Annotated in this window: 24 protein-coding genes; 17 read left to right on the forward strand and 7 right to left on the reverse strand. The window is 44.0% G+C overall.

The annotated features are described in order from the left end of the window. Positions 1 to 11 precede the first annotated feature (11 nt). The 4 genes from AC6R05_RS12045 to AC6R05_RS12060 all read left to right on the forward strand — a co-directional run bounded on the left by AC6R05_RS12045 (position 12) and on the right by AC6R05_RS12060 (position 5,210). The gene (locus tag AC6R05_RS12045; protein WP_500647486.1) at positions 12 to 1,061 is read left to right on the forward strand and encodes an OmpG porin family protein; all 1,050 of its coding nucleotides are present in this window, start codon (positions 12 to 14) and stop codon (positions 1,059 to 1,061) included. A gap of 168 nt (positions 1,062 to 1,229) precedes the next feature. After that, positions 1,230 to 2,705 carry a glycoside hydrolase family 32 protein gene (locus AC6R05_RS12050; RefSeq protein WP_500647487.1) on the forward strand — a complete coding sequence of 492 codons (1,476 nt, stop codon included), beginning with the start codon at positions 1,230 to 1,232 and terminating at the stop codon, positions 2,703 to 2,705. After that, positions 2,705 to 4,639, forward strand: coding sequence for an alpha-amylase family protein (locus AC6R05_RS12055; protein ID WP_500647488.1), 1,935 nt, complete (start codon positions 2,705 to 2,707; stop codon positions 4,637 to 4,639). The genes AC6R05_RS12050 and AC6R05_RS12055 overlap by 1 nt, the downstream gene beginning before the upstream one ends. Positions 4,640 to 5,015: 376 nt before the next feature. Then, a complete protein-coding gene (locus AC6R05_RS12060) occupies positions 5,016 to 5,210 on the forward strand; it encodes a hypothetical protein (protein ID WP_500647489.1) in 195 nt (64 codons plus the stop codon). A 107-nt stretch (positions 5,211 to 5,317) separates the two neighbouring features. Here AC6R05_RS12060 and AC6R05_RS12065 read toward each other — a convergent pair whose 3' ends face one another. Further along, the gene (locus AC6R05_RS12065) at positions 5,318 to 5,989 is read right to left on the reverse strand and encodes a DUF1826 domain-containing protein (RefSeq protein WP_500647490.1); all 672 of its coding nucleotides are present in this window, start codon (positions 5,987 to 5,989) and stop codon (positions 5,318 to 5,320) included. 268 nt (positions 5,990 to 6,257) lie between these two features. On the opposite strand from AC6R05_RS12065, the gene AC6R05_RS12070 reads away from it, so the two are divergent. Continuing rightward, on the forward strand, positions 6,258 to 7,190 hold the full coding sequence (locus AC6R05_RS12070) for a LysR family transcriptional regulator (RefSeq protein WP_285464237.1): 933 nt from the start codon (positions 6,258 to 6,260) through the stop codon (positions 7,188 to 7,190). Between the two features lie 10 nt (positions 7,191 to 7,200). Here the strand turns inward: AC6R05_RS12070 and AC6R05_RS12075 are convergent, their stop codons facing one another. Together AC6R05_RS12075 and AC6R05_RS12080 are read right to left on the reverse strand one after the other, a co-directional pair. Then, a complete protein-coding gene (locus tag AC6R05_RS12075) occupies positions 7,201 to 7,953 on the reverse strand; it encodes a DeoR/GlpR family DNA-binding transcription regulator (RefSeq protein WP_500647491.1) in 753 nt (250 codons plus the stop codon). Positions 7,954 to 7,962: 9 nt separating this feature from the next. After that, entirely contained in the window at positions 7,963 to 8,667 is a 705-nt protein-coding gene (locus AC6R05_RS12080) for a glycerophosphodiester phosphodiesterase family protein (RefSeq protein ID WP_500647525.1), read from the reverse strand. A 244-nt stretch (positions 8,668 to 8,911) separates the two neighbouring features. Between AC6R05_RS12080 and AC6R05_RS12085 the strand changes: the two genes are divergently transcribed. From AC6R05_RS12085 to AC6R05_RS12140, 12 genes are all read left to right on the forward strand, one after another. Then, on the forward strand, positions 8,912 to 9,925 hold the full coding sequence (locus AC6R05_RS12085) for a C4-dicarboxylate TRAP transporter substrate-binding protein (RefSeq protein ID WP_255230967.1): 1,014 nt from the start codon (positions 8,912 to 8,914) through the stop codon (positions 9,923 to 9,925). Between the two features lie 102 nt (positions 9,926 to 10,027). Beyond that, positions 10,028 to 10,492, forward strand: a complete 465-nt coding sequence (locus AC6R05_RS12090) for a TRAP transporter small permease (RefSeq protein WP_500647492.1) — start codon at positions 10,028 to 10,030, stop codon at positions 10,490 to 10,492. Between the two features lie 9 nt (positions 10,493 to 10,501). Next, positions 10,502 to 11,785: a TRAP transporter large permease gene (locus tag AC6R05_RS12095; protein ID WP_150871913.1), complete on the forward strand. Its 1,284-nt coding sequence runs from the start codon at positions 10,502 to 10,504 to the stop codon at positions 11,783 to 11,785. A 35-nt stretch (positions 11,786 to 11,820) separates the two neighbouring features. Beyond that, positions 11,821 to 12,606, forward strand: coding sequence for an HAD-IIB family hydrolase (locus AC6R05_RS12100; protein WP_500647493.1), 786 nt, complete (start codon positions 11,821 to 11,823; stop codon positions 12,604 to 12,606). Between the two features lie 758 nt (positions 12,607 to 13,364). Continuing rightward, a complete protein-coding gene (locus tag AC6R05_RS12105) occupies positions 13,365 to 14,348 on the forward strand; it encodes an LPP20 family lipoprotein (RefSeq protein ID WP_500647494.1) in 984 nt (327 codons plus the stop codon). 50 nt (positions 14,349 to 14,398) lie between these two features. Beyond that, positions 14,399 to 15,415, forward strand: coding sequence for a hypothetical protein (locus AC6R05_RS12110; protein WP_500647495.1), 1,017 nt, complete (start codon positions 14,399 to 14,401; stop codon positions 15,413 to 15,415). 3 nt (positions 15,416 to 15,418) lie between these two features. Then, positions 15,419 to 16,030 carry a lipoprotein gene (locus AC6R05_RS12115; RefSeq protein ID WP_152468497.1) on the forward strand — a complete coding sequence of 204 codons (612 nt, stop codon included), beginning with the start codon at positions 15,419 to 15,421 and terminating at the stop codon, positions 16,028 to 16,030. Positions 16,031 to 16,114: 84 nt separating this feature from the next. Continuing rightward, positions 16,115 to 17,608: a transglycosylase SLT domain-containing protein gene (locus AC6R05_RS12120; RefSeq protein ID WP_500647496.1), complete on the forward strand. Its 1,494-nt coding sequence runs from the start codon at positions 16,115 to 16,117 to the stop codon at positions 17,606 to 17,608. A 78-nt stretch (positions 17,609 to 17,686) separates the two neighbouring features. Next, positions 17,687 to 17,857: a hypothetical protein gene (locus tag AC6R05_RS12125; protein WP_017071746.1), complete on the forward strand. Its 171-nt coding sequence runs from the start codon at positions 17,687 to 17,689 to the stop codon at positions 17,855 to 17,857. Positions 17,858 to 17,859: 2 nt separating this feature from the next. Continuing rightward, positions 17,860 to 18,666 (forward strand): ETEC_3214 domain-containing protein, encoded by an 807-nt coding sequence (locus tag AC6R05_RS12130; RefSeq protein ID WP_032549347.1) that lies wholly within the window; start codon positions 17,860 to 17,862, stop codon positions 18,664 to 18,666. A 58-nt stretch (positions 18,667 to 18,724) separates the two neighbouring features. Beyond that, positions 18,725 to 19,714, forward strand: coding sequence for a DHH family phosphoesterase (locus AC6R05_RS12135; RefSeq protein WP_500647497.1), 990 nt, complete (start codon positions 18,725 to 18,727; stop codon positions 19,712 to 19,714). 249 nt (positions 19,715 to 19,963) lie between these two features. Continuing rightward, complete coding sequence (locus tag AC6R05_RS12140) at positions 19,964 to 21,217, forward strand: D-amino acid dehydrogenase (protein WP_500647498.1); 1,254 nt, start codon at positions 19,964 to 19,966, stop codon at positions 21,215 to 21,217. Between the two features lie 122 nt (positions 21,218 to 21,339). Here AC6R05_RS12140 and AC6R05_RS12145 read toward each other — a convergent pair whose 3' ends face one another. From AC6R05_RS12145 to AC6R05_RS12160, 4 genes are all read right to left on the reverse strand, one after another. Then, on the reverse strand, positions 21,340 to 22,077 hold the full coding sequence (locus tag AC6R05_RS12145; protein WP_500647499.1) for a dienelactone hydrolase family protein: 738 nt from the start codon (positions 22,075 to 22,077) through the stop codon (positions 21,340 to 21,342). A 111-nt stretch (positions 22,078 to 22,188) separates the two neighbouring features. Beyond that, positions 22,189 to 23,115 (reverse strand): pyridoxal-phosphate dependent enzyme, encoded by a 927-nt coding sequence (locus tag AC6R05_RS12150; RefSeq protein ID WP_500647500.1) that lies wholly within the window; start codon positions 23,113 to 23,115, stop codon positions 22,189 to 22,191. A 145-nt stretch (positions 23,116 to 23,260) separates the two neighbouring features. Beyond that, positions 23,261 to 24,532 (reverse strand): sensor histidine kinase, encoded by a 1,272-nt coding sequence (locus AC6R05_RS12155; protein ID WP_500647501.1) that lies wholly within the window; start codon positions 24,530 to 24,532, stop codon positions 23,261 to 23,263. After that, positions 24,529 to 25,206: a response regulator transcription factor gene (locus AC6R05_RS12160; protein ID WP_150871944.1), complete on the reverse strand. Its 678-nt coding sequence runs from the start codon at positions 25,204 to 25,206 to the stop codon at positions 24,529 to 24,531. The genes AC6R05_RS12155 and AC6R05_RS12160 overlap by 4 nt, the downstream gene beginning before the upstream one ends. Positions 25,207 to 25,272 lie beyond the last annotated feature (66 nt).

Here is a 25,272-nt window from a genome sequence, read left to right on the forward strand (position 1 = left end):
AGGTAATAATCATGAAAAAGACAGTAGTGGCTTCCTCTGTATTTCTAGCTCTAATGCTATCTGGCGCAGCTTTTGCCGAAGACAAAGCAAAAAGCAACGCTGATTTGAAAGCAAAACTAATGGCACTAGAAGGTGAATACTCTAAAGCCGAACTACTAACGGCTCTTAACGCTGAGCGAAAAGCGCAAGAGGGCAAGTTCCATGGCACCATCGGTACCAACGTTGAGGTCGAAGAGTGGAGCGGTAGCCGATCGAATGGTGATAGCTGGGAAGGTGGTAAAGTCAAATACTCACTTGCGAATGGTAATTTCCGTCACGATGACCTGCCAGGCTACGACTTTGGTTTTTATATGGCTCGTGAGTTCATCTACAACGGCACACTCTTTTCAGCGAACCATGAAGATCAAAACGACATTACTGAAATCTATGTAAACAAGAGTTACGGCATCAAGAATGGCAACATTGGCTGGGGTCTCAAGTATGCACAAGAGAGTATCGACCATCGCAGTGTTCCGGGTGCCAAAGTCTTCGGCTCTTACCAAATCAATGATTGGCTAGATGTCCATGGCTACGGTCTCTACCAAGTAGAAATGAAGCGTAAAGAGGGGCATACGTTAGACGACGGCTCTGTTGTTGGCCGAGCTATGGGTAATTTTAACTACTGGGAAATCGAACCGGGTCTAGGTTTTAAGATTGCCGATAACATGGGCGCTTGGATTAACTTCCGTTACCAACAAGGCACGTGGGAAGAAAAAGGCGTATCACACGAAAACGTTGAGACTGAAACCATTATTAAACCTGGTATGTGGTATAGCTTTGGCAAATTAGGTACTGCGCTGTTTGCTGAGATAGGCTCTTTTGAGAACGAACTCGGTGCAACAGGTAACAAGCATAAAGAAGACTACGTAAAAGTGGGGGCTTCTGCTAACTACCCACTTTCTAAAAATTGGCGCGTTTTTGGTGAAGTCAGCTATAAGACGGTGGATATTGAATACGACAACGGTGACACAGGTGACAACACTCTGCCGTTTGGCTTAATCGGTGTTAACTACAGTTTCTAAATTCATAACTCCCCCTCTTAATCAAGCAGGGGGAACCACTCCTATCAGTATTTCTAGTTTCGGGCTGGCTTTGGCGGCAACAGGTCCATTTCGGAGCCTAGTCATAGACTCCATTTTTTATTGCCTGTTCGAACCTAGACATATTTTTAACAACATCGGTAGCGGCTTATGAGCGAACAATATCGCCCTTCACTTCATATGACTCCAGACAGAGGCTGGATGAATGATCCCAATGGCCTAGTTTATTTTAACGGCCAATATCACCAGTTTTACCAATACTATCCACACGATACGGTGTGGGGACCAATGCATTGGGGACACAAAATCAGTGATGACCTAATCAACTGGCAAGAGCATGATCCTGCGCTATACCCAGATGATTCGGGCATGTGTTTCTCTGGCAGTGCGATTGTTGATTGGAATAATACCTCTGGTTTGTTTGAAGATGGCAAGCCGGGCTTATTGGCTTTCTACACCTCGTTTATCCAACCGAAAGTAACCCTTGCTGATGGCTCGGAAGTGGAAGACCCTATTCAACAACAGTCTCTAGCGTACAGCCAAGATGGCATGACTTGGATGAAGTATGCTGATGGCGCGCCGATTATCCCAGCTCGTGGCAACCCTGACTTTCGTGATCCGAAAGTGCTCTGGCATGAAGAGAGCCAAGCTTGGGTAATGGTGGTCTCGTGTGGGCAGCATATTGAGTTCTACCGCTCAACCAACCTATTAGATTGGCGTTTAGTGAGCGAGTTTGGTTATCGCCATGGTGCACACAGCAAAGGCCCTTGGGAATGTCCGGATCTGTTTGAGATGCAGGTAGAAGGCAGTGAAGAGACTCGCTGGGTGTTAGTGGTTGGTATCGGTGAAGGCGCGCATTGTGGTGGCGCAGGCACACAGTACTTCATTGGCGATTTTGATGGTGAGACCTTCACTAACCATAATCACTCAGAGACCGTTCTATGGTTAGACTTCGGTCGTGATTACTACGCCACACAATCTTTCTCTGATATTCCAACACAAGACGGTCGTCGTATCGTGAGTACTTGGATGAGTAATCATCAATACTCACTCGAACTGCCAACGCAAGCATTCCGCAGCTCTATGGCGATGCCACGTGAGTTATTCCTATTTGAAAGCAAAGCAGGTTTGAGAGTCGGGCAGCGTTTTATCAAAGAGCTTAATAAGGCGTTAAGCCTTGATGCGCAAGAGATCTTACCAAGTGATGAGCAAGCGGTAAGTATTTACAGCCAACATAAGACAATGAAGTTCAGCGCGCATTGTGAGCTTGAAGCTGAGCAAACTCTGCACTTAAACCTGTATCAAGACACGCCAGCTTTCTTTGAATTTAAACGCTCGGAAAAAGGCATTGAAGTGCGCTCGGTGCGTCGTGGTCAGTTTGGCAAATCGCGCATTGATGAGTACTTCCCACACGACTACCGTATCGAGCTTCCTGTCGAGAGCAAATTCCAATTTGAGGTGTTGATTGATAAAGGCTCGGTCGAGCTCCTGATTAATGGTGGTGAGTTCAGTTTCACCAATCTTGTTTATGCCCAAAATACCGATGCTAGCGTGGTACTTAGTGTCGATAGCGGCAGCTTAAACCTAGCCAATGTCCAAGTAGCCAGTCTAATGGGAGACAAATAATGTTATCGGAACAACAAGCTCAAAAGGCATTGAACCAAGTACTGGATTCAGTTGAACTACCAAAGCTTACCAAAAAAGATGAGAAGGTATTTTTAGAACGTCTAGAGCAATACTTCCCATCACTTACCAGCAAATTACATGAGCTCTACGGTGAGCGTTATGACTTTTTCCTGCACTTACAAAAGCTGGTGGTTGTGCTCGCGAAAGCGTTCGCTGGCCGTAAGCGAAAGTGGAAGAACCTAGATGAAAAGCGATTGAAGAATCCAACTTGGTACCGAAGTGAAAAAATGCTTGGCATGGCGGTATACGTTGACTTGTTTGCGGGCGATCTGAAAAAGCTACAACAGAAGATCCCTTACCTAAAATCATTGGGTATTAATTACCTACACCTAATGCCGCTATACAAAGCGCCAGAAGGGGATAGTGACGGTGGTTATGCTGTATCGGATTACCGAAAGGTAGACCCGAAGTTAGGTACAGAGAAAGACTTAGCTCAATTGGCTGAGGCACTCTCAGAAGAGGGCATCAGTCTGGTTCTTGATTTCGTGTTTAATCACACCTCAGACGAGCACCACTGGGCTGAGCAAGCGCGCAAGGGCAATCCTGAGTTTGAAGACTTCTACTATTTCTTCACTGACAAGCAAGATGTCGACGATTACAACCAAACCTGTCGTGAGATTTTCCCAACCGTACGCCGTGGCAGTTTTACGTATTTAGATGATATTCAAAAGCATGTTTGGACTACGTTCAACAGCTTCCAATGGGATCTGAACTATTCGAACCCAGCGGTGTTTAATGCAATCACTGATGAGATGCTATTCCTAGCGAACATTGGCTGTGAGGGCTTACGCCTAGACGCGCTTGCGTTTATCTGGAAAGAGAAGTGGACACAGTGTGAGAGCCTACCAAAAGCACATACTCTGATTCAGTGTTTTAACTCCTGTCTACAAATCGCGGCACCAGCGGTCCTGTTCAAGTCTGAGGCGATTGTTCACCCAGACGAGGTGGCACAATACATCGACAAAGATGAATGCCAGTTATCGTATAACCCATTAATGATGGCGTTGATGTGGGAGAGCCTCGCAACACGCAAAACCGAGCTCCTGACGGCTTCGCTTAAGAAGAGTTTCGAAATCTCAGGTGAGTGTTCATGGGTGAACTACATCCGTTGCCATGATGATATCGGTTGGACGTTTGATGATGCAGTTGCCGAACAGTTAGGCATCAATGGTTTCGAGCACCGTCGATTCTTGAACCAGTTCTATACCGGCAAGTTTGAAGGTTCATTCTCTCAAGGCGTGCCATTCCAAGAAAATCCAACTACGGGCGATTGTCGCGTGTGTGGTTCATTGGCATCTCTAGCGGGGTTAGAAAAAGCTATTGAAGCCGACGATTCACAAGAGATTGAGTTTGCTCTCAAACGTATTCGTCTATTAAACAGTATCAACCTCAGTATTGGTGGTATCCCGCTAATCTACCAAGGCGATGAGTTAGGGATTCTGAACGACCACGCTTATCTAGAGGATGAGTTTAAACGTGATGATACTCGTTGGGTAAACCGTCCCGTTATCACTGCTGATGCGATTAAACTTGCTGAACAATCTGGCAGTTACCAAAACCGAATCAGCCAAGATCTGAAACAGATGGTAGCGCTGCGTAAGCAAAACCCAGTGTTTGGAGAGGCGAAAACAGAAATCCTTGAGACCTATCGTCCACACTTGTTTGCGTACTGCCGCAGTCATGAAAATGGTGAAAGCCTGTTGGCGATATGCAGCTTTAGTGAAACGGTTCAACATATTCCGGCATCAATTTGTGATGTGTTAGGCAGTCGAGATTGTATTGATATCCTATCTGGGCAACGCATTTCTGAACCGACAATTGTAGTACCGGCCTATGAGGTGATGTGGTTGGTTAAAAGTGCTAAGTCGAGTTAGGTAAAATGGAATGTAATTGAGGGGGGAGATCATCAGTCTGAATTACATTTTGATGAAAGGCTCTGGATAAGAGGAGCTCCATTTATGTCGCTCATTACGTAACTGCGTATTTTGAGCTTTGCTTAGCAATCAAACAGATAGCCAGTTTACGTAATGGCTTCACGAAAACAGAGTATAAAAAGCCTCACAACGTAGTGAGGCTTTTTACGTTAATTTGTTATCAGTGCGTAAAATTATCTAATAAAAACTTACGTCGCGTAAATATAAATCATTGTAAAATAATGATATTTTCTTTGTCCTCCACGGTTCCATGCACTAAGATCTAAATGTCACCTTGCCAAAGGTTGCTTTGAATCTGATAACTTAGGAGAGCCAAATGAAATATCTAATCGCACTCGCTGTTGCGCTGACTTCTTTGTCTTCTGTTGCTGAGATGCCTAAAAACACCGAACCAGTCATGGCGTGTTATTTCAATGGAAACTTGATCGGCAATATGACTCCGGCACAATGTTTTTCAAAAGGGGGCGCTTTGTATCACGTGCAGCGTTCTTCATCTCGAACATCTCATTAAATCTACTTAGAGGAAGTCGCCAATTTTATGTTGGTTATACTTCCTCGCTGTTCAAAATATTCGACTCACGTTAAGCCCAAAAGCGACTGGACTTCAGCGTTCAACCATTAACCAAAGTCTACGGTCAACAGCAGTCTATTCTCTTGTGCAGAAACCATTGGTGAGCGGTGCACTAATGCCGTTTCTTCATTACCAATCCACGCTCCGCCTTTTAATAGCGCGACGTCACCACACGACAACTGTTGAACGTTACTTTCATCTTGGTATAAGCCGGATAGGTGGTCAGGTTGTCCTTTGCTTCCATGTCCAAGCTTAGAGCGATCAAGTACATGGTTAGGTAGCCATTGTGTGGCTGTGCCATGGAAAGTAGTGACTAATCGGCAAGGGACACGATCGACATGAAAGCGTGGGCACATAGCACTGTTTAATGTTGCTAGGCGTACACCAGCATCTTTAAGATCGAATAAGCAACAGAACATATCGACTAGCTCAGCAATGTTCTGAACTAAAGCTGGAGGCAAGTCGTCGAGTGATTTTTGTAATTCTTGATAAGCGCTTTCAGAAGAGACGTTCACGGACTTACTGAAATCTGGGTTATTAGCAACAAACTCTTCAATGGCTTGTGTCAGTTCCTCACTGAAAGCACGCTCCCAAACCACCATATTCAGATTGTCTTGATAGATATCTGTAAGCACTGTTGGTAATTTTCCTTTGCTGAACGAAGGTGTATTGCTCGTTTCGGTATCAGTAGCAAATAGTTCAGTAGTTTCAGTGTTCATGGTGTTATCCCCAGTGTCTAAATTGGTTAACGCTATATGACATTTCGCAGCATCAATAATAGTTGATGTTTGAAATGTTATATCATAACAATTGCGGCAATCAAAATGCAGCGACTAAACAACGCTGGGATAACTTTTTCAGTTTGACAGTAGATAGGTGACCTCAAGCACAGATTTTCCCCTAACAACGATATGAAGAAAATTTATCGAGATCAGATAGCAACAAATATGAGAACCTTAGCAAATTGCTGTAGTACAAGGATTTATTATGCATCATTTCAATATACGCGCTTTGGAGTATCTAAATGGGTTGTCTAAGTACGGCTCACTGCGCAAGGCGGCGAAAATGCTCAACGTAGACCCGGCAGCCATGAGTCGCATGCTAGGGCAACTTGAAGCTCAGGTTGAAATGAAAGTATGGGAGCGCAATAACCGCCAATCGTATTTGACCGAGGCTGGTAATGAGTTGCTTAATCACTATCGCAACATTATACGCAGTGAAGCGGCGGTGCTTTCTCAGCTAACGAAGTTGAAAAACTTAACGGGTGGTAGTGTCAGTATCGCAATCGGAGAGGGGTTCATTACCAACTTGGTATCGAAGCCGATGGAAACTTTCATGACGCGTTATCCTGATATCAATCTGTCGATCGAAATCGCTGGGGCACTGGATGCCGTTAAGTTACTTGAAGATCAGCAGATCGATTTCGCGATTACCTATGCAGCCGCGCCCCATCCTAAGCTTCATACTCATGTAGAGCGCAGTCATCCGCTAGAGCTCATCGTCCCTAAAGGGCATCTTCTAACGTTGAAAGATGAACCGACAACATTGCAAGATCTGCAGGCTTTACCTCTCGCGCTGATCGATAATTCAACTGGTATGGGTAGGCTTGTTCATCATGCAGAGCAGGTTTCACATGTGAGTCTTTCTCCAAAGTTGCAGACCAACTCTGTGAGCGCCTTGAAAAACTTTGTATCAGCTGGGCTGGGCGTTACTTTTATGCCGAAGCTAACGGTCTTGGAAGAGGTGGAATCGGGAGAGATTGAGATAGTGCCGACTGATCTTGAGATCTTGTCTAAAGCTCGAGTGAAAGTGCAGTCACTAAAAGGTCGGGCATTGAGCCCTCAAGCGAGTACATTGCTTGATTTCTTAGTTGAAAACACCCACTTCCTTCGTAGCGATGCAAGTGGGCTGGCTCGATAATCGGCGGAAATTAAGCAGATACAGTATCGTCGATGAGCTGAACGTTTAGCTCTTCTGGGAGTTGGCGATTATTGGTATAGATACGATCAAATCTATCTAGGGGAGCGACTTTTAAGGCTGCAAAACGCCCCCATTTACTCGCGTCTGCGACTAGCCAGCATTCACGGCTGTTGTTGAGAATGGCTTTGGAAAGATCGGCCTCAACTTGTTCATGCTCCATCGCATAGTGGCTCGTTGTGATAGAGCCGCAACCGCAAATACCAATGTCTGCTTCAAAATCAGAGAAGAAGCTAACCACGCTGCTGCCTACCATGTCTTGGTGTTCACGGCGCAGTAAACCGCCTGCTAAATAGACCTCGATTTGCTCGTTAGCTTCTAAAATTCGCGCAACTTGCAGGTTATTAGTGATAACGCGTAGAGCGGGTTTTGCAAGCAGATATTGAGCGATTCGAGTCACGGTCGTGCCAATTCCCATCATTACAGTCGACCCTTCCGGTATCGCATTAGCGACCGCCATTGCGATGCCGTCTTTGACTTCGGACTCAACGCCAGTGCGAAAGCGATAACTGGTGTTGGTTAGTGCGGTCGGCAGGCTCACGCCACCATGTACACGTCTTGCTAATCCTTGTTCGCACAGTTGGTTGACATCACGTCGAATAGTTTGCGTAGTAACAGCAAACTGTTCAGCGAGATGGTCGATCTGAACATCTTGATTGGATTTAAGAGTGGCGAGTATCTGCTTTTGGCGCTGGTTTAATTCCATAGTGTTTCACTAAAATTGGTTCGGCATGTCGGTAATGATGTTGTCGACACCCATCTCATAGAATCCTTTCGCTTTCGATGGCTCATTGAGTGTCCATATCTTGAGGATTATACCCGATTCTTTTATCTCATTGGCGATAGAAATATCGAGTAGCTGGTGGTCGATATGAATACTATAAAGGTCTAAGCATAGAAGTGCGTTTAAGCTGTTCTGAGACCACTTATCGCAGATAAAACCGCGTCTTACTTGAGGGTAGTGTGTTTTGCATTGAGCCAACACATCTTGGTTGAAGCTTGAAAACAACAACTTATCTAGCGGGTAATTAATACGTTCAACAGTCGCAAGCACTTCATCGGTCAGTGATTGAGTTGTGTGTTGGTTATAGACCTTTAATTCGAGGTTTAGAGTTACCCCAAGCTCCATACACTTGAGCATCGCCTCTTCCAAGGTGGGAATCGTAATTCCCTCGAATTCTTTACCAAACCAGCTGCCAGCATCTAAGGCTTGAATATCTGCGAGTGTCAGTTCGGATAATTTACCAGTGCCGTTAGTACAACGATCAACGGTTTCATCATGAATAACGACTGGGATTTTATCCGCAGTTAGCTGAGTATCAATCTCTACCCACTTGGCGCCCGCTTGAGCTGCTCGTTCAATACTTAACAATGTATTTTCTGGTGCCAAAAGTGCTGCACCGCGATGGCCTGTGATCATATCAATATCTAATGGTTCATTTGAAAGTTGAGTGAACATTATCTCTCTATCATTACAGATTTATTACTACCTATATGAAAAGTGAGCGACAAAATTTACGTTTTATGGACAATGTCATGTTTTACGCAATGTTCAAATAAACATTTTTATGTTCATATGAATGTAATAATTGAATCGCATACTCAACCAAAATTTAGCCTTCTATACTCAATTGAAGTAACACATCCAAAACAAAGGATTCAAAATGAAAAAGCTAATAGGAACAGTAATGACAGCCGCGGCGCTTCTTGTCGGTTGTGGTCAGGCAGATGAAGCAGCAACAGAAGCAAAGATTGAGCCGATTGATATCAATATGAGCTTGGTGTTCACTCAGAATGAGCTTCTAACGCAAGAACTAGTCAAAGTCACGGACAAGATTCGTGAACGCACTGATGGATCGGTTAACATCAAAGTCTTCCCTGGTGGTCAACTGCCTGTTTATAAAGACAACTTAGAGCAAGTAGTAAACGGTGCTAACTGGATTGCTGTAGAAGATCTGACTTACCTTGGTGATTATGTTCCTGATTTTGCAGCACTTGCCGGTCCTATGTTGTACAACTCTTACGATGAATACTTGGCAATGATGGACACAGACTATGTTGCAGGTCTTAAACAGCAAGCTGAAGAGAAGGGCATCAAGGTATTAAACGCGGACTATATGTTTGGTTTCCGTCATATGATCACCAATAAAGAGATTGTTAACTCTTCAGACATGGCGGGGATGCGTATTCGTGTACCACAAAGCCAACTGTTTATTAGTACACTCTCTGCTATGGGCGCAGCGCCAGCTTCTCTTCCTTTCCCAGAAACATACGCTGGTGTTCAGCAAGGTGTTGTTGATGGTCTAGAAGGCTCTATCTTGACTATGTACTCAACGAAGATCTACGAAGTTGCTAAGAACATGTCGCTAACTAAGCACTTCCTTGGCTCTGTTGGCATCTACATTTCTCCAACGTTGTGGGATAAGTTCACGCCAGAACAGCAAGCAATTATCAACGAAGAGCTAGAAGCGGGTGTTGAATCTAATACTCAAGAACTGGTTAAGCTTGATGAAGAATACAAGCAGAAGCTAGAAGAACTGGGTGTGACCTTCAATGAAGTGAACTCTGAAGAGTTTAACCAGCTGACGGCAGACGTTTACAACCAGTTCCCTACTTGGAGCGAAGGTGTTCACGCGACCATCATGAAAGAGCTTGAGACGATTCGTGCGGCTCAATAACGAGTAGAATCCCATTTGTTAACACTAGCGACCCAATAGTTTTGGGTCGCTTGATTCCTATTTACTCGCAGCATTCATAGCGAGTAAATCTAGGAGGAACTCTTGTTTTTATTAAGAAACCTTGAAGAAATTTTAGCGTCGATTGCTATTTCAATCACAGTGCTCGTTGTGATCGTTAATGTGGTTTTACGCTATGGATTTGGCTTTGTTGTCCCTTGGAGCGAAGAGCTCTCAGTGATCTGTTTTATTTGGGCTGTCTATCTGGGCATCAGCTCATGTTACAAGCACAAACTTCATATGGGAGTGGATGTGATTGTGGCCATGTTACCAACGCGTCCCAAACGCATTTTTAAACTAGGGGTCTCGGTATTCCTATTGGGCATCAACATTTTGATGTCAGTTCTTAGTTATCAGTATTTGATGCTCTCTAGCAAAGTCACGCCAGTAATGGGAATGTCTTACTTTGCTATAAATGGCGTGCTGTTACTCAGTTTTTCTTTGATGGCTATCCACACTGTTAAATTTATCGTGGACGATGTGGCTTCTTTAAAACGTTCTAAGCAGTAGGTACTCTCAATGGAAAGCTATCTTCCAATTTTCATTCTTTTTGCTCTTTTCCTACTGAACATTCCGATTGCGTTCTCTCTGATATCGTCCGCAATGGTCTATTTCCTGTTTATCAATAATTCGATTCCCGTGACCTTGGTTATGCAGAGGTTCATCAGTTCGGCAGAGTCGTTTCCGTTACTGGCAATCCCGTTTTTCATTATGGTGGGATCGGTGATGAATTATGCGGGGATCAGTAAAAGCTTACTCGCGTTTGCAGATTCAATGATTGGTCATAAGACGGGCGGATTAGCTCAGGTTAACGTGGCCCTGAGTACCTTGATGGGTGGCATCTCAGGTTCAGCCAATGCCGATGCCGCAATGCAGTCAAAAATCTTAGCGCCAGAGATGACCAAACGCGGCTACGACTTACCGTTTACTGCGGCCGTGACTGCAGCATCTTCAAGTATTAGTCCAGTGATTCCACCTGGTATTAACTTGATTATTTTCGCTTTATTGGCGAACGTATCTGTGCACCAAATGTTCATCGCAGGTTATGTACCAGCGTTTTTGATGGCTCTGTCCTTAATGGTCACCATTTGGTTTATCTCTCGTAAGCGAAACTATAAACCTTCACGATCGAAGCCGGCGACAGCCAAAGAGCGTCTTCATTACTTCTTTAAGGCGGTACCCGCTCTTTTGATCCCGTTCGGCATTATTTTGGGAATGCGCTTTGGGCTCTTTACCCCAACGGAAGCCGGCGCTATTGCAGTTCTACTTTGTGTCATTATTGGTGCGTTTATCTACCGAGAGTTGAGTTTCAAACACATTCCTCAAATTATGCGAGAGACGGTGCAGGGTACCAGTAGTGTGATGTTCATTATCATCGGCGCGATGGTCTTTGGTTATTACATGACACTTGAGCAGATCCCCCACAATGTTGCATCGGCTTTGATTGAGCTAACAGACAACAAGTTGGTTTTGCTGCTACTGATCAACGTTTTGTTGCTGGTGGTTGGCATGTTCATTGAGGGCGGTGCAGCGATGATCATTCTGACGCCGCTGCTGCTTCCGGCGGTATTGAACTTGGGAGTTAATCCGGTTCACTTTGGCATTATCGTGATTGTGAACATTATGATTGGTGGTGTCACTCCGCCATTCGGCTCCATGATGTTTACGGTCTGCTCAATATTGAAAGTTCGTATGGTCGACTTCGTTAAAGAAGTGGCTCCCCTGTTGCTAGCACTGTTAGCGGTATTAATGTTGCTGACGTTCTCAGAGAGCGTGGTGATGTTCTTGCCGAATTTGCTTTAACACTGTGTCGTTAATCATTATTTAGAGGTGTAAAAATGAATTCGGTATCGAATGAATTAAATCAGAATTGGAAAAACGTAGATTGGGTTTTAACAGATGTCGATGACACTCTGACTTGGAAAGGTGAACTGCCACCTGAAACACTGATCGCATTGAAAAAGCTTCGAGAAGCGGGCAAAAAAGTGGTTGCGGTAACGGGTGCCTGCGCAGGGTGGTGCGATCATATTGCTCAACTTTGGCCTGTTGATGCGGTGCTTGGTGAGAATGGCGCTTTTATTATGGAAAAGAAAAATGGTTTCCTTACCCTTCGCTCGAGTGTGCCGTTAAGCGTAATCAGCGAGAAACAACAACAGCTCAAACAGCAAGTGCTAACAATCTTAAACGAATACCCAGATCTTGAGTTGACGTTGGACCAATCGTACAGACTGTGTGAAGTTGCTATTGATATCGGTCAGAATCGTCCACGTGTCGATGAGAACATTATTGAAGAGGTTGTTGCAAAGATACGTGCATTGGGCGCTCATGCCACAGCCAGTTCGATACATATCAATGCTTGGTATGGCGAACACTCCAAAAAAGCCACCGCGACGACTTTTCTCGAGGAAAAGGGCTTATCATCTGAAGAGATACTCAAACATAGTTGTTATGTTGGTGACTCTATGAACGATCAATACATGTTTGAAGCCTTACCAAATAGCGTTGGGGTAGCGAACATTCAGCACTATTGGCAACGCCTTGAACACCACCCAATCGTTGTGATGACTCAACCGGGTGGATATGGTTTTGCCGAGTTTACGGACAAGTTACTCGCGCTAAAATAGTCAGACAGGCATGCTCAAACCCTTCATAGACAAAAGTGAAACTACCCTTAAGGTGCTATCTATACTTTCTGTCTATGAAGGTGGTTTTTAATAAGGATTTATTTTCTATTGGTGTTTTATTTGGCTTCTTGGTTCGATTTAAATAGAAACTAACAATAATTCATTTTCCTACAAGATCTACACCATCTCATTATTCATCCACTACTATCCTATATTTCTTGCATCCAATTAATTAGACTATTTTCATTTTTATCAATATTGGTATGAAAAGTATCCATCTCATTCCTGTAAATCCTGTGATAGTGTTCTATTAACATTGTTGTGATTAACGGAATTTCATTTTTTCGAGTATCTGTCTGGTCTCTTTATTTAGGATAGAGATAAGAATCTGCTGTTAATATCAAATTTATCACTGAGACCAGCGTCTCACTTTTATTGAATAAATATCACTTTTTTAGTCTAAATTATGTGTTTTTTTTGAACTGAAATTCAGTTTTTTTAAGACTTTGTTCACGTTTTTATCAATGAAAATTTAAGGGTTATTGTGTAATTTATAATTTACATCAACTGTCTCAAAATCAAGACTTTGTATTGTTTTTTTTGTTAATTAGCGGAGGTTTTGTATAAATTTGATGCGTCAAACCAATAGAAAATAAACATATTTAGCTCGAAAATGAATCGAACTATAAATTTGGTCGTTTGAATGTTTAATTTTGAGGATATAAGATTGCGACAAACTTTTTCGATATTGGTTCCAAATGTCTTCAAATAAAAAAATAGTTCGCTTTTTCATAGCGCTATTCGCGTTGCTTGTTCTTTCTGGCTGTCAATCTACAAAACCTGAATGGTATCTGAAGCCCCAAGCAGACAGTGATGAGTACATTTATGCAGTTTCTCAAGCGCGAACTCTATCTCATGCTAAAAAAATCGCTGTAAACAACATCAACGAAAAGTTATGGACTCAAGTCGAGTCGTCTTTCTACATGAGAGACACAGTTCGAGAAACTAATGGTAAGGGCTTTTCAAATAGTTTAGTTGACAACAAAGTTAATACTAAGACTGAATCCTTGACTTTGAATGGTATCGAATATGTACAAATGGAAGAGAATGATCTTGGTGCATTTGTCGAAGTAAGAGTGAAAAAATCACTCGTGACTCAACAGCTGATTCGCGAAATAAAAGATCTAAACCGTAAATCTCAAATCGAGCTTGATGCGCTTTCTCACGAAGACAAATTACTTTGGTGGTTAGATAATCGTAGTGTTTATCAAACTGAACACGATGCTTCTGTACGTATCGCAATGCTTTCATCTCTGAAGCCTAGTTATAAATCTGACATCAGCGCAATTGAACAGCTGACTATTGCGCACCAAAAACTAAGCAGCCAAATTAATATCCGTCTCTCTTCAGATAGAGAGTCGAGAAAAGCAATTGAACTGCTGGGGAACCAGTTATCTGAGTTCAATATTGCGACCTCAACTTCAAAGAACAAAAACCAAACCCATGTGTTGAAAGTAGATTCTGAGCGTCGAAGAAACAAAGTTGGAGATGCGTATATTTCAACCTTGGTCTCTAATATCAAAATTGTAAATAAAAAATCTAAAACAGTGTCTCGTAGTGAAATTGTCTCTACAGGAAACTCTGTAACCAGTTACAAATATGCCGACGAAGGGGCTGCTCGCCACTTTGATGAGCAAATAAAAGAGAAAGGGATTTGGACTGCGCTGGGCTTAATTAAATAGCGAATCTCTAGTCCTATAAAAATAAAATAAACATATTCGGGAGAGAAAATATGTTAAAGAAAACGTTAATGGCTAGTGCTGTACTTGCAACTTTGTCTGGGTGTGCGTCTATTGATACGGTGTGCACTCCCGATACTCGTGTAGATATTGAAACGGCAGAAGTGCAAATGCCTTCTTCAGAAAATAGCAAGGTAGTTGTTCTTCCTGTTGAACTTGATTTTAAAAACTCAGCATCTAAAAAGATGCAGTCTGCGATGCGTAATGCGTTAGAGACACAGATTGACGAGACAGGTACAAACCTCGTTGATCGTAAAATAGCGAACAAAGTAAAAGGTGAAATTAAGCTTGCTGAACAGAGTGGTCGCTTAAACACGAAAGGTGTGCCAATTGCTGATTACGCGATTATCACGGAAATTACTCATGCTGATTTAGGTACGTCATTTAGTGAACGTCGTACATACGTAAATGATGATGGTGAAACGATTGTTGTGCCACCGTCATGTAGCTATGACTTCGACGTGGAGGCAGTTGCAAAAGTCGTCGCACTACCAAGCATGGATGTGATGAAACGTATTAACCTAAAGGGCGATCATTATGCGTCTACAGAAACAAGTAACTCACGATGCCCAATAAGTGATTCAGGGTACGGCTCAATGGCTGCTAAAGCTGCTGCTGAGGCTGTCAATCACTCTACCGAACTCAACAAAATGTTAGCGGCAAGAGCTCCAGTTCTTGAAATGCGTCAGTGTGAAGCGGGCACGCAAGTACGTATTGCTATGGGTAAAAAACAGAAAATCAAGCCTAAAGCCGACATCCTATTTTCGAACGCTATGAAAAATCTAGAGGGTGAAACAGAAGTGTTCCCAATTGGTGAAGGCTACGTTGTTAACAATGAAGTCAATGCGGTGACCGAGAAGTATTCTTGGGTTGTGATTGACGAAGAACTGTCACTTAAAATTAAGAAAGGCACGATGAGCAAGGTGGATGCGTCTAGTATTCAATGTGATCTAACAGATCTTGAATGTCATGCAAAAAATGCTGAAAAAGCAGTTACGGAAACTTTTTAATCTATGAAAAAACTACTTATTGCAACTTCACTAGTAGCAGCTCTAGCTGGCTGTCAGAGCAACAACGCGACGGTTAAGGAAGCGCAAAACTTCGCTCCATGTACTTTCCCAGATGCACCTACTGTATCTGCACCGGGTTGGATTTGTGACGTGATTCCAAGCGATATCGCTGCAGCGGCAAAAGGCTACTCTAAGAAGAGTGCAGCTGGTATGAGCGTTATGCGCAAAATCGCGGTTAATGATGCTCGTGTAAACCTTGCTGCTGAGTTTGAAACTGACGTGAGCAACCTATTCCAAGCGGCTACTGAAGGTGTGACTTCTACATCAGCAGCAGAAGGTGTAACGCTAGTGACTGAAGATGTTCAAGAGACATTCGAGAACATAACTAAGACAGTCGTGAATAAAACGCTAACTAACAGCCGCGTTATCGTGAGCCAAGCTAGCCCAACGGGTGGTCTGTACGTCTTAGTCGGTATGGACCAAGCTGCATACGATGCGAATATGAACAAAGTAATCGATGAAGTTGGTGGTGAAGATTCTGCTTTATGGGATCAATTCAACAATGAGAAAGCGGCAGCGGACCTTGCTGCAGCGTTCGATGCATTGAAAAAATAACCGCGAACGGAACCGCGATTAGTATTAGTGAAAAAGGCCGCCATTTGAGTGGCCTTTTGTCTCTATACACTCTGGGAGTGAACTATGTACAAAATGATCAATAAGACTGTGTTAGCTGTCGTTATTTCGACAGCTATCAGTTCTCAGGCATTTGCTGTGTCAGAAGATCAAAAGCAGCAGCTAAACAATGCTGTTGCCAAAGCAAGCCAGTCTCAAGAAGACAAGATCAAAGAGTTTCATGCTTACGTTAATGCTTATTTGGATGAGTACGAAGCTTGGCGTGATGAATACACCAATAACCTCGATGAGCGCAGAACCGATCTAATCAAGACTTGGGGTGAGGGTGAGGTTTCATCTCAAACCAAACAGGTGGATTACTCTCAAGACGATCAAGTGAAAACTTCCGTCGATTACGAAACCAACACTGCAACCGTATCTGTATTGGTGGATGAAGATAGTAGTCCTGAAGAGATCAAAGCACTTGTTAAAAACATTCCGGTTGAGGTTGCTGGTCAAAACGTTGAGCTAGCGGAGCTCAAAGCAGAAGATCACGCGGTGCTTTACTCTTTGGAGAAAGAGCAAGAAGAGAAAAACTTCGTTATCCAACAGACGCAAAGCCAGATGAATGAGTTGGATGTGCAAGCCGAGAGACTGATTTTATCTGATACTGGTATTCCAGATTCTTTCATTTACCAGCGTGCTCATAATAAGAAAATGGCGCTACTGGCAAAGGCTCAGGAGCGGATTGCGGCGCAAACCAAACTGTATGACGAAATGCGTGCCAAACACGGTATTGAGGTTAAACGACCAGAACCAGAAGTTGAGGTCGTAAAGCCAGCAGAAAAAGTTGAACTACCAAAAGAGGTTGCCAAGCTAGAGCCGACACCAACAGAAAAGCAGCCGCCAAAAGTTGTGGAAAAGGTCGTCGAAAAAGTGCCAGCGCCAGTAGTGGTAAAGCCTAAGCCAGTCGTTGATGTTGTGGCGGCACCGGTTAAGCCGAAAAAGGTGATCAGTTATAAAGTTAAGCTCCCTGAGAACAGCTTAAAAGCACGTGCTAGCAAGTACAGTGCGCTGGCTGAGAAAGAGAGTAAAAACTGGGAAGTTGATGCTGCACTGATTATGGCAATCATGCACTCGGAGTCGGCGTTCCGTCCAGATGCTAAATCACACGTGCCTGCGTTTGGTTTGATGCAAGTGGTACCGACCAGTGCAGGTCATGATGTTAATAAGCAAGTCCGTAATATCGATGCGCCAATGAAAGTGGCGGATCTGTATCAACCAGTTATCAACGTAGAAACAGGTACGGCTTATTTAGACATCCTAAACAGTAAGTATCTTCGTAAGATAAAGAATGACGAAAGTCGTTTGTACTGTGTCATTGCCGCATATAACACTGGTGCGGGTAATGTGGCTAGAGCGTTCAATAAAGATCGTTCCACCAGTATTGGCAAAGCGTCGAAGATTATCAATCAGCTGACGCCTCAACAAGTCTATGACCAGCTAGTGGTTAATCTGCCGTATGACGAAACCAAAAATTACTTGAAGAAAGTAAACAGTCGTATCGCTTTGTATAAGTAATAAATCAGGTAAGCAAAACAACCAAGCACATGTCATTAGCATGTACTTGGTTTACCAGTTAATGAATTGAGAGTAGCAATGTTTAAAATTTTCGCTTTAGTATTTATCGGTGTCGGCATCTATCTTGGTCTTAATTACAGCGATGAAATTGAAAGCATCATGGACACGGATGCGTTTGAGCGAGTTCAAGAGAAAGCTGAAGACGGTACAGATGCGCTAATGGATAAAATCGACGAGATCAAAGGTTAAAAATGTCTGAAGAGCAAAACAAGGATATTCAAAAAGATATACAGGAAGAGTTACAAGAACTTCAAGACACTCAAGAGTCTCTGTTGGAAGAGCAGAAAAAGGGCGGTATAGCACGAACTATCGGTTTGGTGTCGGTTATTTCCATTGCTTTGGGCGGCTTTAATGACAGCTTTGATGCGCTAGAAAAGATGTTCGATTTTGGTCTTTCTCAAATGACAGACATCCCATCGCATAGAAAGTTGGACAAAATCTATATTCGCTCATCTGCCGAAATCTTAGACCAGACATTTGGTGCGCCTGTTTATATTAAGCGCGCGACAACGGATGATGTGATTAAGTACTACCAGGACGATAACTTCATCCTTTCTGCGATTACTCGAGATAATGCGATCGTCGCTTATCTGGTCTTCCCAAATGAAGGCTTTGCTCCAGAAACGTTAGAGCATGCAGGTGGTTCTGAGTTTTTTGCCCAGACGTTTAGTTCTATTGAAAGTGTCAATGAGATCCGTGCATCGTTTGCAAGAACAGGTAACTACTACATTGAAGAGAATAATGGTGGCGAATTTGGCTACTTGTACTCATCAATCAGTGGGGCTAGTGAGTTTATTTCGCCGATGTCACAAGAGAACAGGAAGCTGCTTTCGGAAGTGGTAGACGCCTTAACAATGGATGAGAACGTTGTGGAAAGCGTTCAATCTTTGCGTAGCAACGCGAAACCGAATTTTTATGGATACAGCACGTTAGGTGTCGGTGCACTAGAAGAAGCGATTCTGTCTAATACCGAATACAGATTAATTCATAAGATTTAAAACACCTTACCTTTTCACTAGCCTCTTCGGGGGCTAGTTTTTTATGAGCAGTTTAATAATGGCAAATATTGAATTTGAAGCTTTCCTAGACAAGCTTAAAGCGAACAAAAGAGTAATTGTTCAGGCTCATGATTTCCCAGACCATGATGCGATCTCTTCGGCTTATGCCTTGGCATATCTGCTAAAAACAGAAGGTTTGAACCCATTCATTACCTTCAAAGGGCACATTGATCGAGTATCACTGCGAAATCTCATTGATTGGTTAGAGATTCCTGTGCATAAGCCAGAAGATCTACACCTAGAGCCAGATGACAAGATTATCGTTGTTGATGGCTGTATTGGTGAGAAAAACATCACTGATTTCACCGGTGAAGAGGTCGGCGTTATCGATCATCATCAGGTGGAAGCGCCAGAGTCGGTCTGGTATAGCGATATTCGCTCAAACTATGGTGCGACCGCCACTATGATGGTCGAGTATTACCAGTATTTCTCTATAAATATGCCTAAACGAGTCGCTACTGCATTATTGGTAGGTTTAAGTTTTGATACTGCCAACTTTACTCGAAGTGTCGGTGCTGCCGATCTTAAGGCGCTTGCGTATTTGCAAGCCAAAGCGGATAACGCGATCGTTAATAAGATTTGTAGAAACCAAGTTCAGTTTGAAGAGCTACAGTTGTTTAATTCTATGCTTGCCAGCATGCGTCGCGAGAAAAACGCCGCGTTTGCGGTTCTGCCTGAAGGTTGTCCAAAAAACATGTTGGGGGTTTTGGGAGATTTTCTTCTTAGTGTCGATGAACTCGATATCATAGTGCTTACCGCAAGAACCAGTGAAAAGACATTTATCTCACTGCGCTCAGAGTGCTCAGAAAACAATGTCGCTCAAATAATTCAGAAAGCGTTGAATGAAAAAGGCATTGGTTTTGGGGGAGGGCACCCGCATATGGCAGCAGGCATGATCCCACGAAAGTTTCGCTCAGGTGAGGAGCTCGATTGTCTTTATGAGCTGATTCGTCCGAGTCTTGTTCTGGATGCCGCAAAAGCATCATAATTTACGTATTTTGCGGCCTTTATTATTGCCTTGCTAAGTTTGCTGATACCGCTGGTAACCTAAGTTTCAGCGGTGTTTTTGTAATCTGCAACCGCAATTTTTCGTGGAAAAAATACACATAATCAGTGAATTAGGTGTTTATTCTACATAAATGACTTTTAGTCAACGCTATCAATATTGTTAAGTCAACGCTCGCTTCATAAAGTGTCCCTAAGTTACGAAAATGTTGCTAAATACAGGGGCAGAGCAATGGAAGTGATTGTGATTGGTAGTGGTGTGATTGGATTGACCAGTGCTTGGTACTTGGCAAAAGAAGGGCACAAGGTAACGGTCATCGATCGTCAAGATAGTAGTGGTAAAGAGACCAGCTTTGCTAATGCAGGTCAAATCTCTTATGGCTATTCATCACCTTGGGCTGCGCCCGGTATCCCTGTCAAGGCTCTTAAATGGCTGACGCAAGAGCACGCACCGCTGAAAGTGAAACCTTCTCTATCGCCTGCTTTGATTCAATGGGCAACTCAGATGTTGTCGAACTGCAGCCCTGCAAAATACGCTATCAATAAATCTCGCATGTTACGCATTGCGAATTACAGCCGAGATTGTTTAACAGAGCTCCGTGAAACCGAGCACCTTGATTATGAAGGCCGCCAGCAAGGAACGCTTCAAGTGTTCCGTGATGCTAAGCAACTGGAAGCGATTCAACAAGATATGAAATTGCTTAAAGAGAGCGGTATTGAGCACTCTTTGTTGAATGTAGAAGAGTGTATAAAAGTTGAACCAGGGCTTAAATCCGTTCAAGACAAGCTTGTTGGCGGCTTGTATTTACCAGGAGACGAAACGGGTGATTGCCATAAGTTCTGTATTGAACTGACTGAGAAAGCCAAAGCCTTAGGTGTTGAATTTATGTTTGATACTGAAGTGCACGCATTGAATCGAGAGGGTTCATCACTAAGGAGCATCAACACCAGCGCTGGTGAATTGAAAGCAGACGCTTTTGTTCTGGCAACGGGAAGCTACTCGACAGAGCTTTTGAAGCAGATTGATATTGATGTCCCGGTTTATCCAGTAAAGGGCTACTCGTTAACGCTACCGATTGTTAATGCAGATAAGGCTCCGACGTCTACGGTGATGGATGAGACATACAAAGTAGCAATGACACGCTTTGACGATCGCATCCGTATTGCGGGTACTGCAGAGCTGGCAGGTTTTAACTTTGACATTCCAGAGAAGCGTAAAGCGACCATCGATATGGTGATCAAAGACTTATTCCCAGAGGCGGGTGATCACGCGAAAGCGGAATACTGGACAGGGTTACGGCCGATGACCCCGGACGGTACGCCAATCATAGGTAAGACGCCTGTGAGTAACCTCTATACGAATACTGGTCACGGAACGTTAGGTTGGACGATGGCATGTGGTTCAGGAAAAATTCTTGCGAGTGTAGTGAGTGGAAAAGTACCAGAAGTCGAAAGTGATGATCTGAGCGTTTCTCGATATCAGTAGAATCTTGAAGATACGAGATACGAGATACGAGATACGAAAAGCTCTGTGGAACAATAAGATATCAGATAGCGCCTCCAAATAATTTGGAGGCGCTTTTTGTATATGGGATGTCGGATCTGGAGTTATTGTGTCGCGGACTCAAGCACTTCGGTAAAGCGAGCCCAAGACTTTTGGTCGGCTTCGAGTTGATAGTTCATAGAGCCAAATACTGTGAATGCATGAGGAGCGCCGCTATACGTCAGCATCTCATGTTCAACGTTTGCTGATTCCAGTTGTTCAGCCAGGCTGCCAAAATCCGCCATAGAGATCATGGCATCTGCAGTACCGTGGAAAATGACGACTTGGGACGGTGTTTGGGAGTAGTCTTGCCCGTCAGGTGTTGATAGACCGCCATGGAAAGAGACATAAGCTTTAGATGGAATCGCAGCCCGAGCCGCTTCTAAGACGGCAGCGCCACCAAAACAGTATCCCATCATGACGTTGTTATCGAGGTTTCCACCCAGCTTCTCCGCTTGAGCGGCAGCACCAACGAGCAGTGAACGCATCTTTTCACGGTCTTTGTAGAGCTCACCCGTGTGTTGTTTTTTGTCTTTCACCTCAGTTGGGCGAATACCTTTGCCAAAAAGGTCGACAGCAAATACGTTGTAACCCAGTTCATTGAGCATCTCTGCTCGCTTTTTTTCGTAGTCAGTCAAGCCATCCCAGTCATGAACAAGCAACACCAATGGTGAGTTGTCACTGGATTCGCTCCAATAACCTTCGTATTCAAGGCCATCGACGGTATAGGGTATGTTCTCGCCTGCGATAACAGGCGCGCAGAGTGCTGCACTGAGTAAAGATAGAGCCGTTCGAATTTGCATAGGTCCTTCCTGTCGGTATTTTCCCAATGGAAAGTATAGAAAAGAACTTTACTGCTGCATGGTTGACAACATAAAAACGAGATATTACTTCGAAGGCAATACTTAAACTGACTACCAATCCAGTGTCTGACTGGCTGTCATTTCTGGGTATTTACGTTGATAGCGAGGCAGCATAGATTCGTTGCCGAGCAAGCCGCCTTGATGAATGTAGATCAGTGTTTTGTCTGGGTTATCTTGTTGCCATTGCTCTAGACATTGCCACATCAAAGGGTCGTAAAGTAGATCAAACTCGACATCGGTTTCTTCTAGGAGGTTGAGCCACATTTGGTAATCTCGTTGATAGAGTTTACCGAAGTGGTGCTTGGTCTCCAGAGGAAGAATTTGTGGGTGATCGTTTTCACCCAGCTCTTCAAACTGTTTCGTCAGGTAGTCACTACCACCAACACAAGCGCAGGTAATGACGGGAATGTTGTGCACTTTAAGATGTTTGTGGAGATAAAGAGCGGTGCTCCCTGTGCCTGCTGGTAGGGCGATGACAAAGTCATATTTAGGTTCGAAACGTGTCCAGCTTAGGATCTCCATTGCGAGCTGTTTCACGCCATACTCAGACATCTTGCTGCGTCCACCCTCTGGTAGCACGATACACTCAGGCCCCGGCTGTCTGACTTGTTCGATATAATCTCTTGGGTGCAAGTCACTAGCGACCACTTGCATGCTGATTACCTTGGCGCCAAGGTCCAGCGCACCACGGTAGTTTCCTATCGGCTCATCAATCAACCATTGAGGTAAGTGGTCAACGTAAAACTCCAAATTCCAACCCTTTATCTTTGCCAGTGCAGCCAGTGATAACAACGAGTTTGCTTGGGCTGAACCATAGCAGATCAATGTCGTGATGTTTGGATGCTCCTCTTCAAGAAGCTGCATGAACTTACGCGCTTTGTTGCCACAAAAATGAGTATGCAATTGATCATCACGCTTTAAAAAGAAAGTGCGGCCATTGAACTGATGTTGGGTAATAGGGCTGTTGTTGAGTTTCATGTTGGATGGGTGCCACGAGGCACGTGTTGAACAGTTGGAGGCGCAGTATCAGGTAACTGGCAGTTCAAGTAAACCGTTTGAATCAATGTTTGGGTGGATAGTTCACCCAAACATCGGGTCTTGTGTGTTTAGTGTGAGATTGAAATCATTGTGGTTGTTGGTCAAACACTACCAGTGCCACACAGCCACCATCTTGATGGTTAATGAGCTCAAAATCCCAATGGTATCGGTTACAAAGATCTTCCACGATTAACAAGCCCAGGCCGTGCCCACTTGGGTTGTACTGTTCAGACAAACCTTCACCTTGGTCCTGGATGCTGATTAAATGTTGGGTCAGGGTGATTTCCACTTTGCCACGGTTGGTGGCAGCAATGGCGTTTCTCAACAGGTTGCCAATCAACATATTAAGTATCGCGCTGGTGGCTCGAATGCTGGGCTCACCTTCCACTTCCAGTGTTACATCAACTTGCTTTTCGCTCGCTTGTGCTGAGTTCTTAGCAATGATCTGTTCGAGCTCTTGTTGGCTGAACAGGCGAATTGGCGCGTCGTCTTGATTTCGTTCATAACGCACTAGCCCTAATAGCGCGTCTACCATTTCGGACATCTGAGAAACTGCATCGTCGACCCGTTTTACTTGGCGATGTTGGAATTCTGTCATCTGGCTGCGCAGGAGCAGTTTGTTCGAACCTCGCGCAATGGTAAGAGGCGTGCGCAGTTCATGGCTAGAGTAGCGAGCGAAAGCCTGTTCACGTTTTACTAGCGCATTGATTTCACGACGATATTCATTGAGCTGGTTGGTGAGCTGTCGGAACTCAATCGCTGCGCCATCTTGGACGGAAAACTCCTGATTGAGGTTGTTTTTATTGCTCTCTAGCTGTTTTGCCAGTGAATTAAATGGCTCGATTAATCGTTGAGAGAGGCGGTACAGCAGCGCCCCAAAGCTGAAGATTAAAATCGCTAACAATGTAAGGACAAAGGAGGTCGCATAGAGAAGCTCTGTGACGTCAAATTCTATTCGGTCTATTTCAGAGAGTAAGATAAGAGGATAGGTTACCCCTTCGTGAGAGTACTCTCCGACATACACCATGCGCGAATGTGGCTCATCGCCGACCTCGCCAATAAAACTCTCTTTGTTATCGATATATTTTTTATAGCGATCTGGCACCAGAGCAGGGTCATTGAAAGCGGTGGTGAGGTCATCAATACGGACTTCACCTTGTGCGCCGGCTTCAAAGAGGGTGACGGCATAGTTCCGGTCGATAAGGATACGCCTTTCACCGACTCGGTCTTCCGATAGATACAGAGCAGCGATAAAGACCGCATAGACAAAGGCGGTGATGATAACGGCCATCAACCCAAAGAATAGGGCGAGTCGGCCGGTTAGGCTTTTGGTGCTGCTCAGTACACTTAATATCACGAGTTGGACTCCAATCTAAAACCGACCTTGGGCACGGTAATCAACATCTGCTGGTCAAAAGGTTTGTCTAGTTGGTTTCTTAGCTGATAAATGTGGCTGCGCAGGACATCATTATTGGGTTCATCTTCTTCCCAAAGCTTATAGGAGATATCCTCACGGGTAACCACATCCGGTGCACTCTTACATAACATCTCAAGGATGGTATAAGTGGTTGGATTGAGAGCCAATAGCTTGTCTTGTCGATAGGCTTTACGCGTCTTTTGGTCAATGCTGATTTCACCAAATACCAACTTACTCGATGCGACAGTGCCGTGGTATCGACGAACTAACGCTTTCATTCGAGCTTCAAGGATATCGAGGTCAAATGGCTTGGTCAGATAATCATCGGCACCATGTTCAAAACCAGCGAGCATGTCGTCTCGGCTATCTAGTGCAGTAAGCATCAGAATAGGGGTGGTGTTGCCGTTCTCACGGAGTTTGTTGCAGACAGTGAGTCCATCCATACGAGGCAGCATCAGGTCTAGGATAATGATATCGAAAGAGTTATCCATAGCGAGTTGTAAGCCGAGTTCGCCATTATCAGCATAATCGAGCTCCATGCCAATACACTCAAAGTAGTCGAACAGTACACCTGCAATTTCACGGTTATCTTCTACTAGCAATACTCGTTTCATCTCATTACCCATTAGGACTTATTTGTTATAACGATCATCCTGAATTGACGTGAAAAATATGTCAAT

The sequence above is a fragment of the Vibrio sp. R11-SG3-ISO9 genome, from assembly GCF_059834255.1.

Excerpts from the sequence above, each read along its gene's own strand:
- AC6R05_RS12070 (WP_285464237.1), top strand. The coding sequence starts at position 6,258 with ATGCATCATTTCAATATACGCGCTTTGGAGTATCTAAATGGGTTGTCT.
- AC6R05_RS12125 (WP_017071746.1), top strand. The coding sequence starts at position 17,687 with ATGTTTAAAATTTTCGCTTTAGTATTTATCGGTGTCGGCATCTATCTT.
- AC6R05_RS12045 (WP_500647486.1), top strand. The coding sequence starts at position 12 with ATGAAAAAGACAGTAGTGGCTTCCTCTGTATTTCTAGCTCTAATGCTA.
- AC6R05_RS12145 (WP_500647499.1), bottom strand. The coding sequence starts at position 22,077 with ATGCAAATTCGAACGGCTCTATCTTTACTCAGTGCAGCACTCTGCGCG.
- AC6R05_RS12060 (WP_500647489.1), top strand. The coding sequence starts at position 5,016 with ATGAAATATCTAATCGCACTCGCTGTTGCGCTGACTTCTTTGTCTTCT.
- AC6R05_RS12075 (WP_500647491.1), bottom strand. The coding sequence starts at position 7,953 with ATGGAATTAAACCAGCGCCAAAAGCAGATACTCGCCACTCTTAAATCC.
- AC6R05_RS12065 (WP_500647490.1), bottom strand. The coding sequence starts at position 5,989 with ATGAACACTGAAACTACTGAACTATTTGCTACTGATACCGAAACGAGC.
- AC6R05_RS12130 (WP_032549347.1), top strand. The coding sequence starts at position 17,860 with ATGTCTGAAGAGCAAAACAAGGATATTCAAAAAGATATACAGGAAGAG.
- AC6R05_RS12100 (WP_500647493.1), top strand. The coding sequence starts at position 11,821 with ATGAATTCGGTATCGAATGAATTAAATCAGAATTGGAAAAACGTAGAT.
- AC6R05_RS12055 (WP_500647488.1), top strand. The coding sequence starts at position 2,705 with ATGTTATCGGAACAACAAGCTCAAAAGGCATTGAACCAAGTACTGGAT.
- AC6R05_RS12150 (WP_500647500.1), bottom strand. The coding sequence starts at position 23,115 with ATGAAACTCAACAACAGCCCTATTACCCAACATCAGTTCAATGGCCGC.
- AC6R05_RS12050 (WP_500647487.1), top strand. The coding sequence starts at position 1,230 with ATGAGCGAACAATATCGCCCTTCACTTCATATGACTCCAGACAGAGGC.
- AC6R05_RS12105 (WP_500647494.1), top strand. The coding sequence starts at position 13,365 with ATGTCTTCAAATAAAAAAATAGTTCGCTTTTTCATAGCGCTATTCGCG.
- AC6R05_RS12160 (WP_150871944.1), bottom strand. The coding sequence starts at position 25,206 with ATGAAACGAGTATTGCTAGTAGAAGATAACCGTGAAATTGCAGGTGTA.
- AC6R05_RS12080 (WP_500647525.1), bottom strand. The coding sequence starts at position 8,667 with ATGATCACAGGCCATCGCGGTGCAGCACTTTTGGCACCAGAAAATACA.
- AC6R05_RS12085 (WP_255230967.1), top strand. The coding sequence starts at position 8,912 with ATGAAAAAGCTAATAGGAACAGTAATGACAGCCGCGGCGCTTCTTGTC.
- AC6R05_RS12135 (WP_500647497.1), top strand. The coding sequence starts at position 18,725 with ATGGCAAATATTGAATTTGAAGCTTTCCTAGACAAGCTTAAAGCGAAC.
- AC6R05_RS12110 (WP_500647495.1), top strand. The coding sequence starts at position 14,399 with ATGTTAAAGAAAACGTTAATGGCTAGTGCTGTACTTGCAACTTTGTCT.
- AC6R05_RS12115 (WP_152468497.1), top strand. The coding sequence starts at position 15,419 with ATGAAAAAACTACTTATTGCAACTTCACTAGTAGCAGCTCTAGCTGGC.
- AC6R05_RS12095 (WP_150871913.1), top strand. The coding sequence starts at position 10,502 with ATGGAAAGCTATCTTCCAATTTTCATTCTTTTTGCTCTTTTCCTACTG.
- AC6R05_RS12120 (WP_500647496.1), top strand. The coding sequence starts at position 16,115 with ATGTACAAAATGATCAATAAGACTGTGTTAGCTGTCGTTATTTCGACA.
- AC6R05_RS12140 (WP_500647498.1), top strand. The coding sequence starts at position 19,964 with ATGGAAGTGATTGTGATTGGTAGTGGTGTGATTGGATTGACCAGTGCT.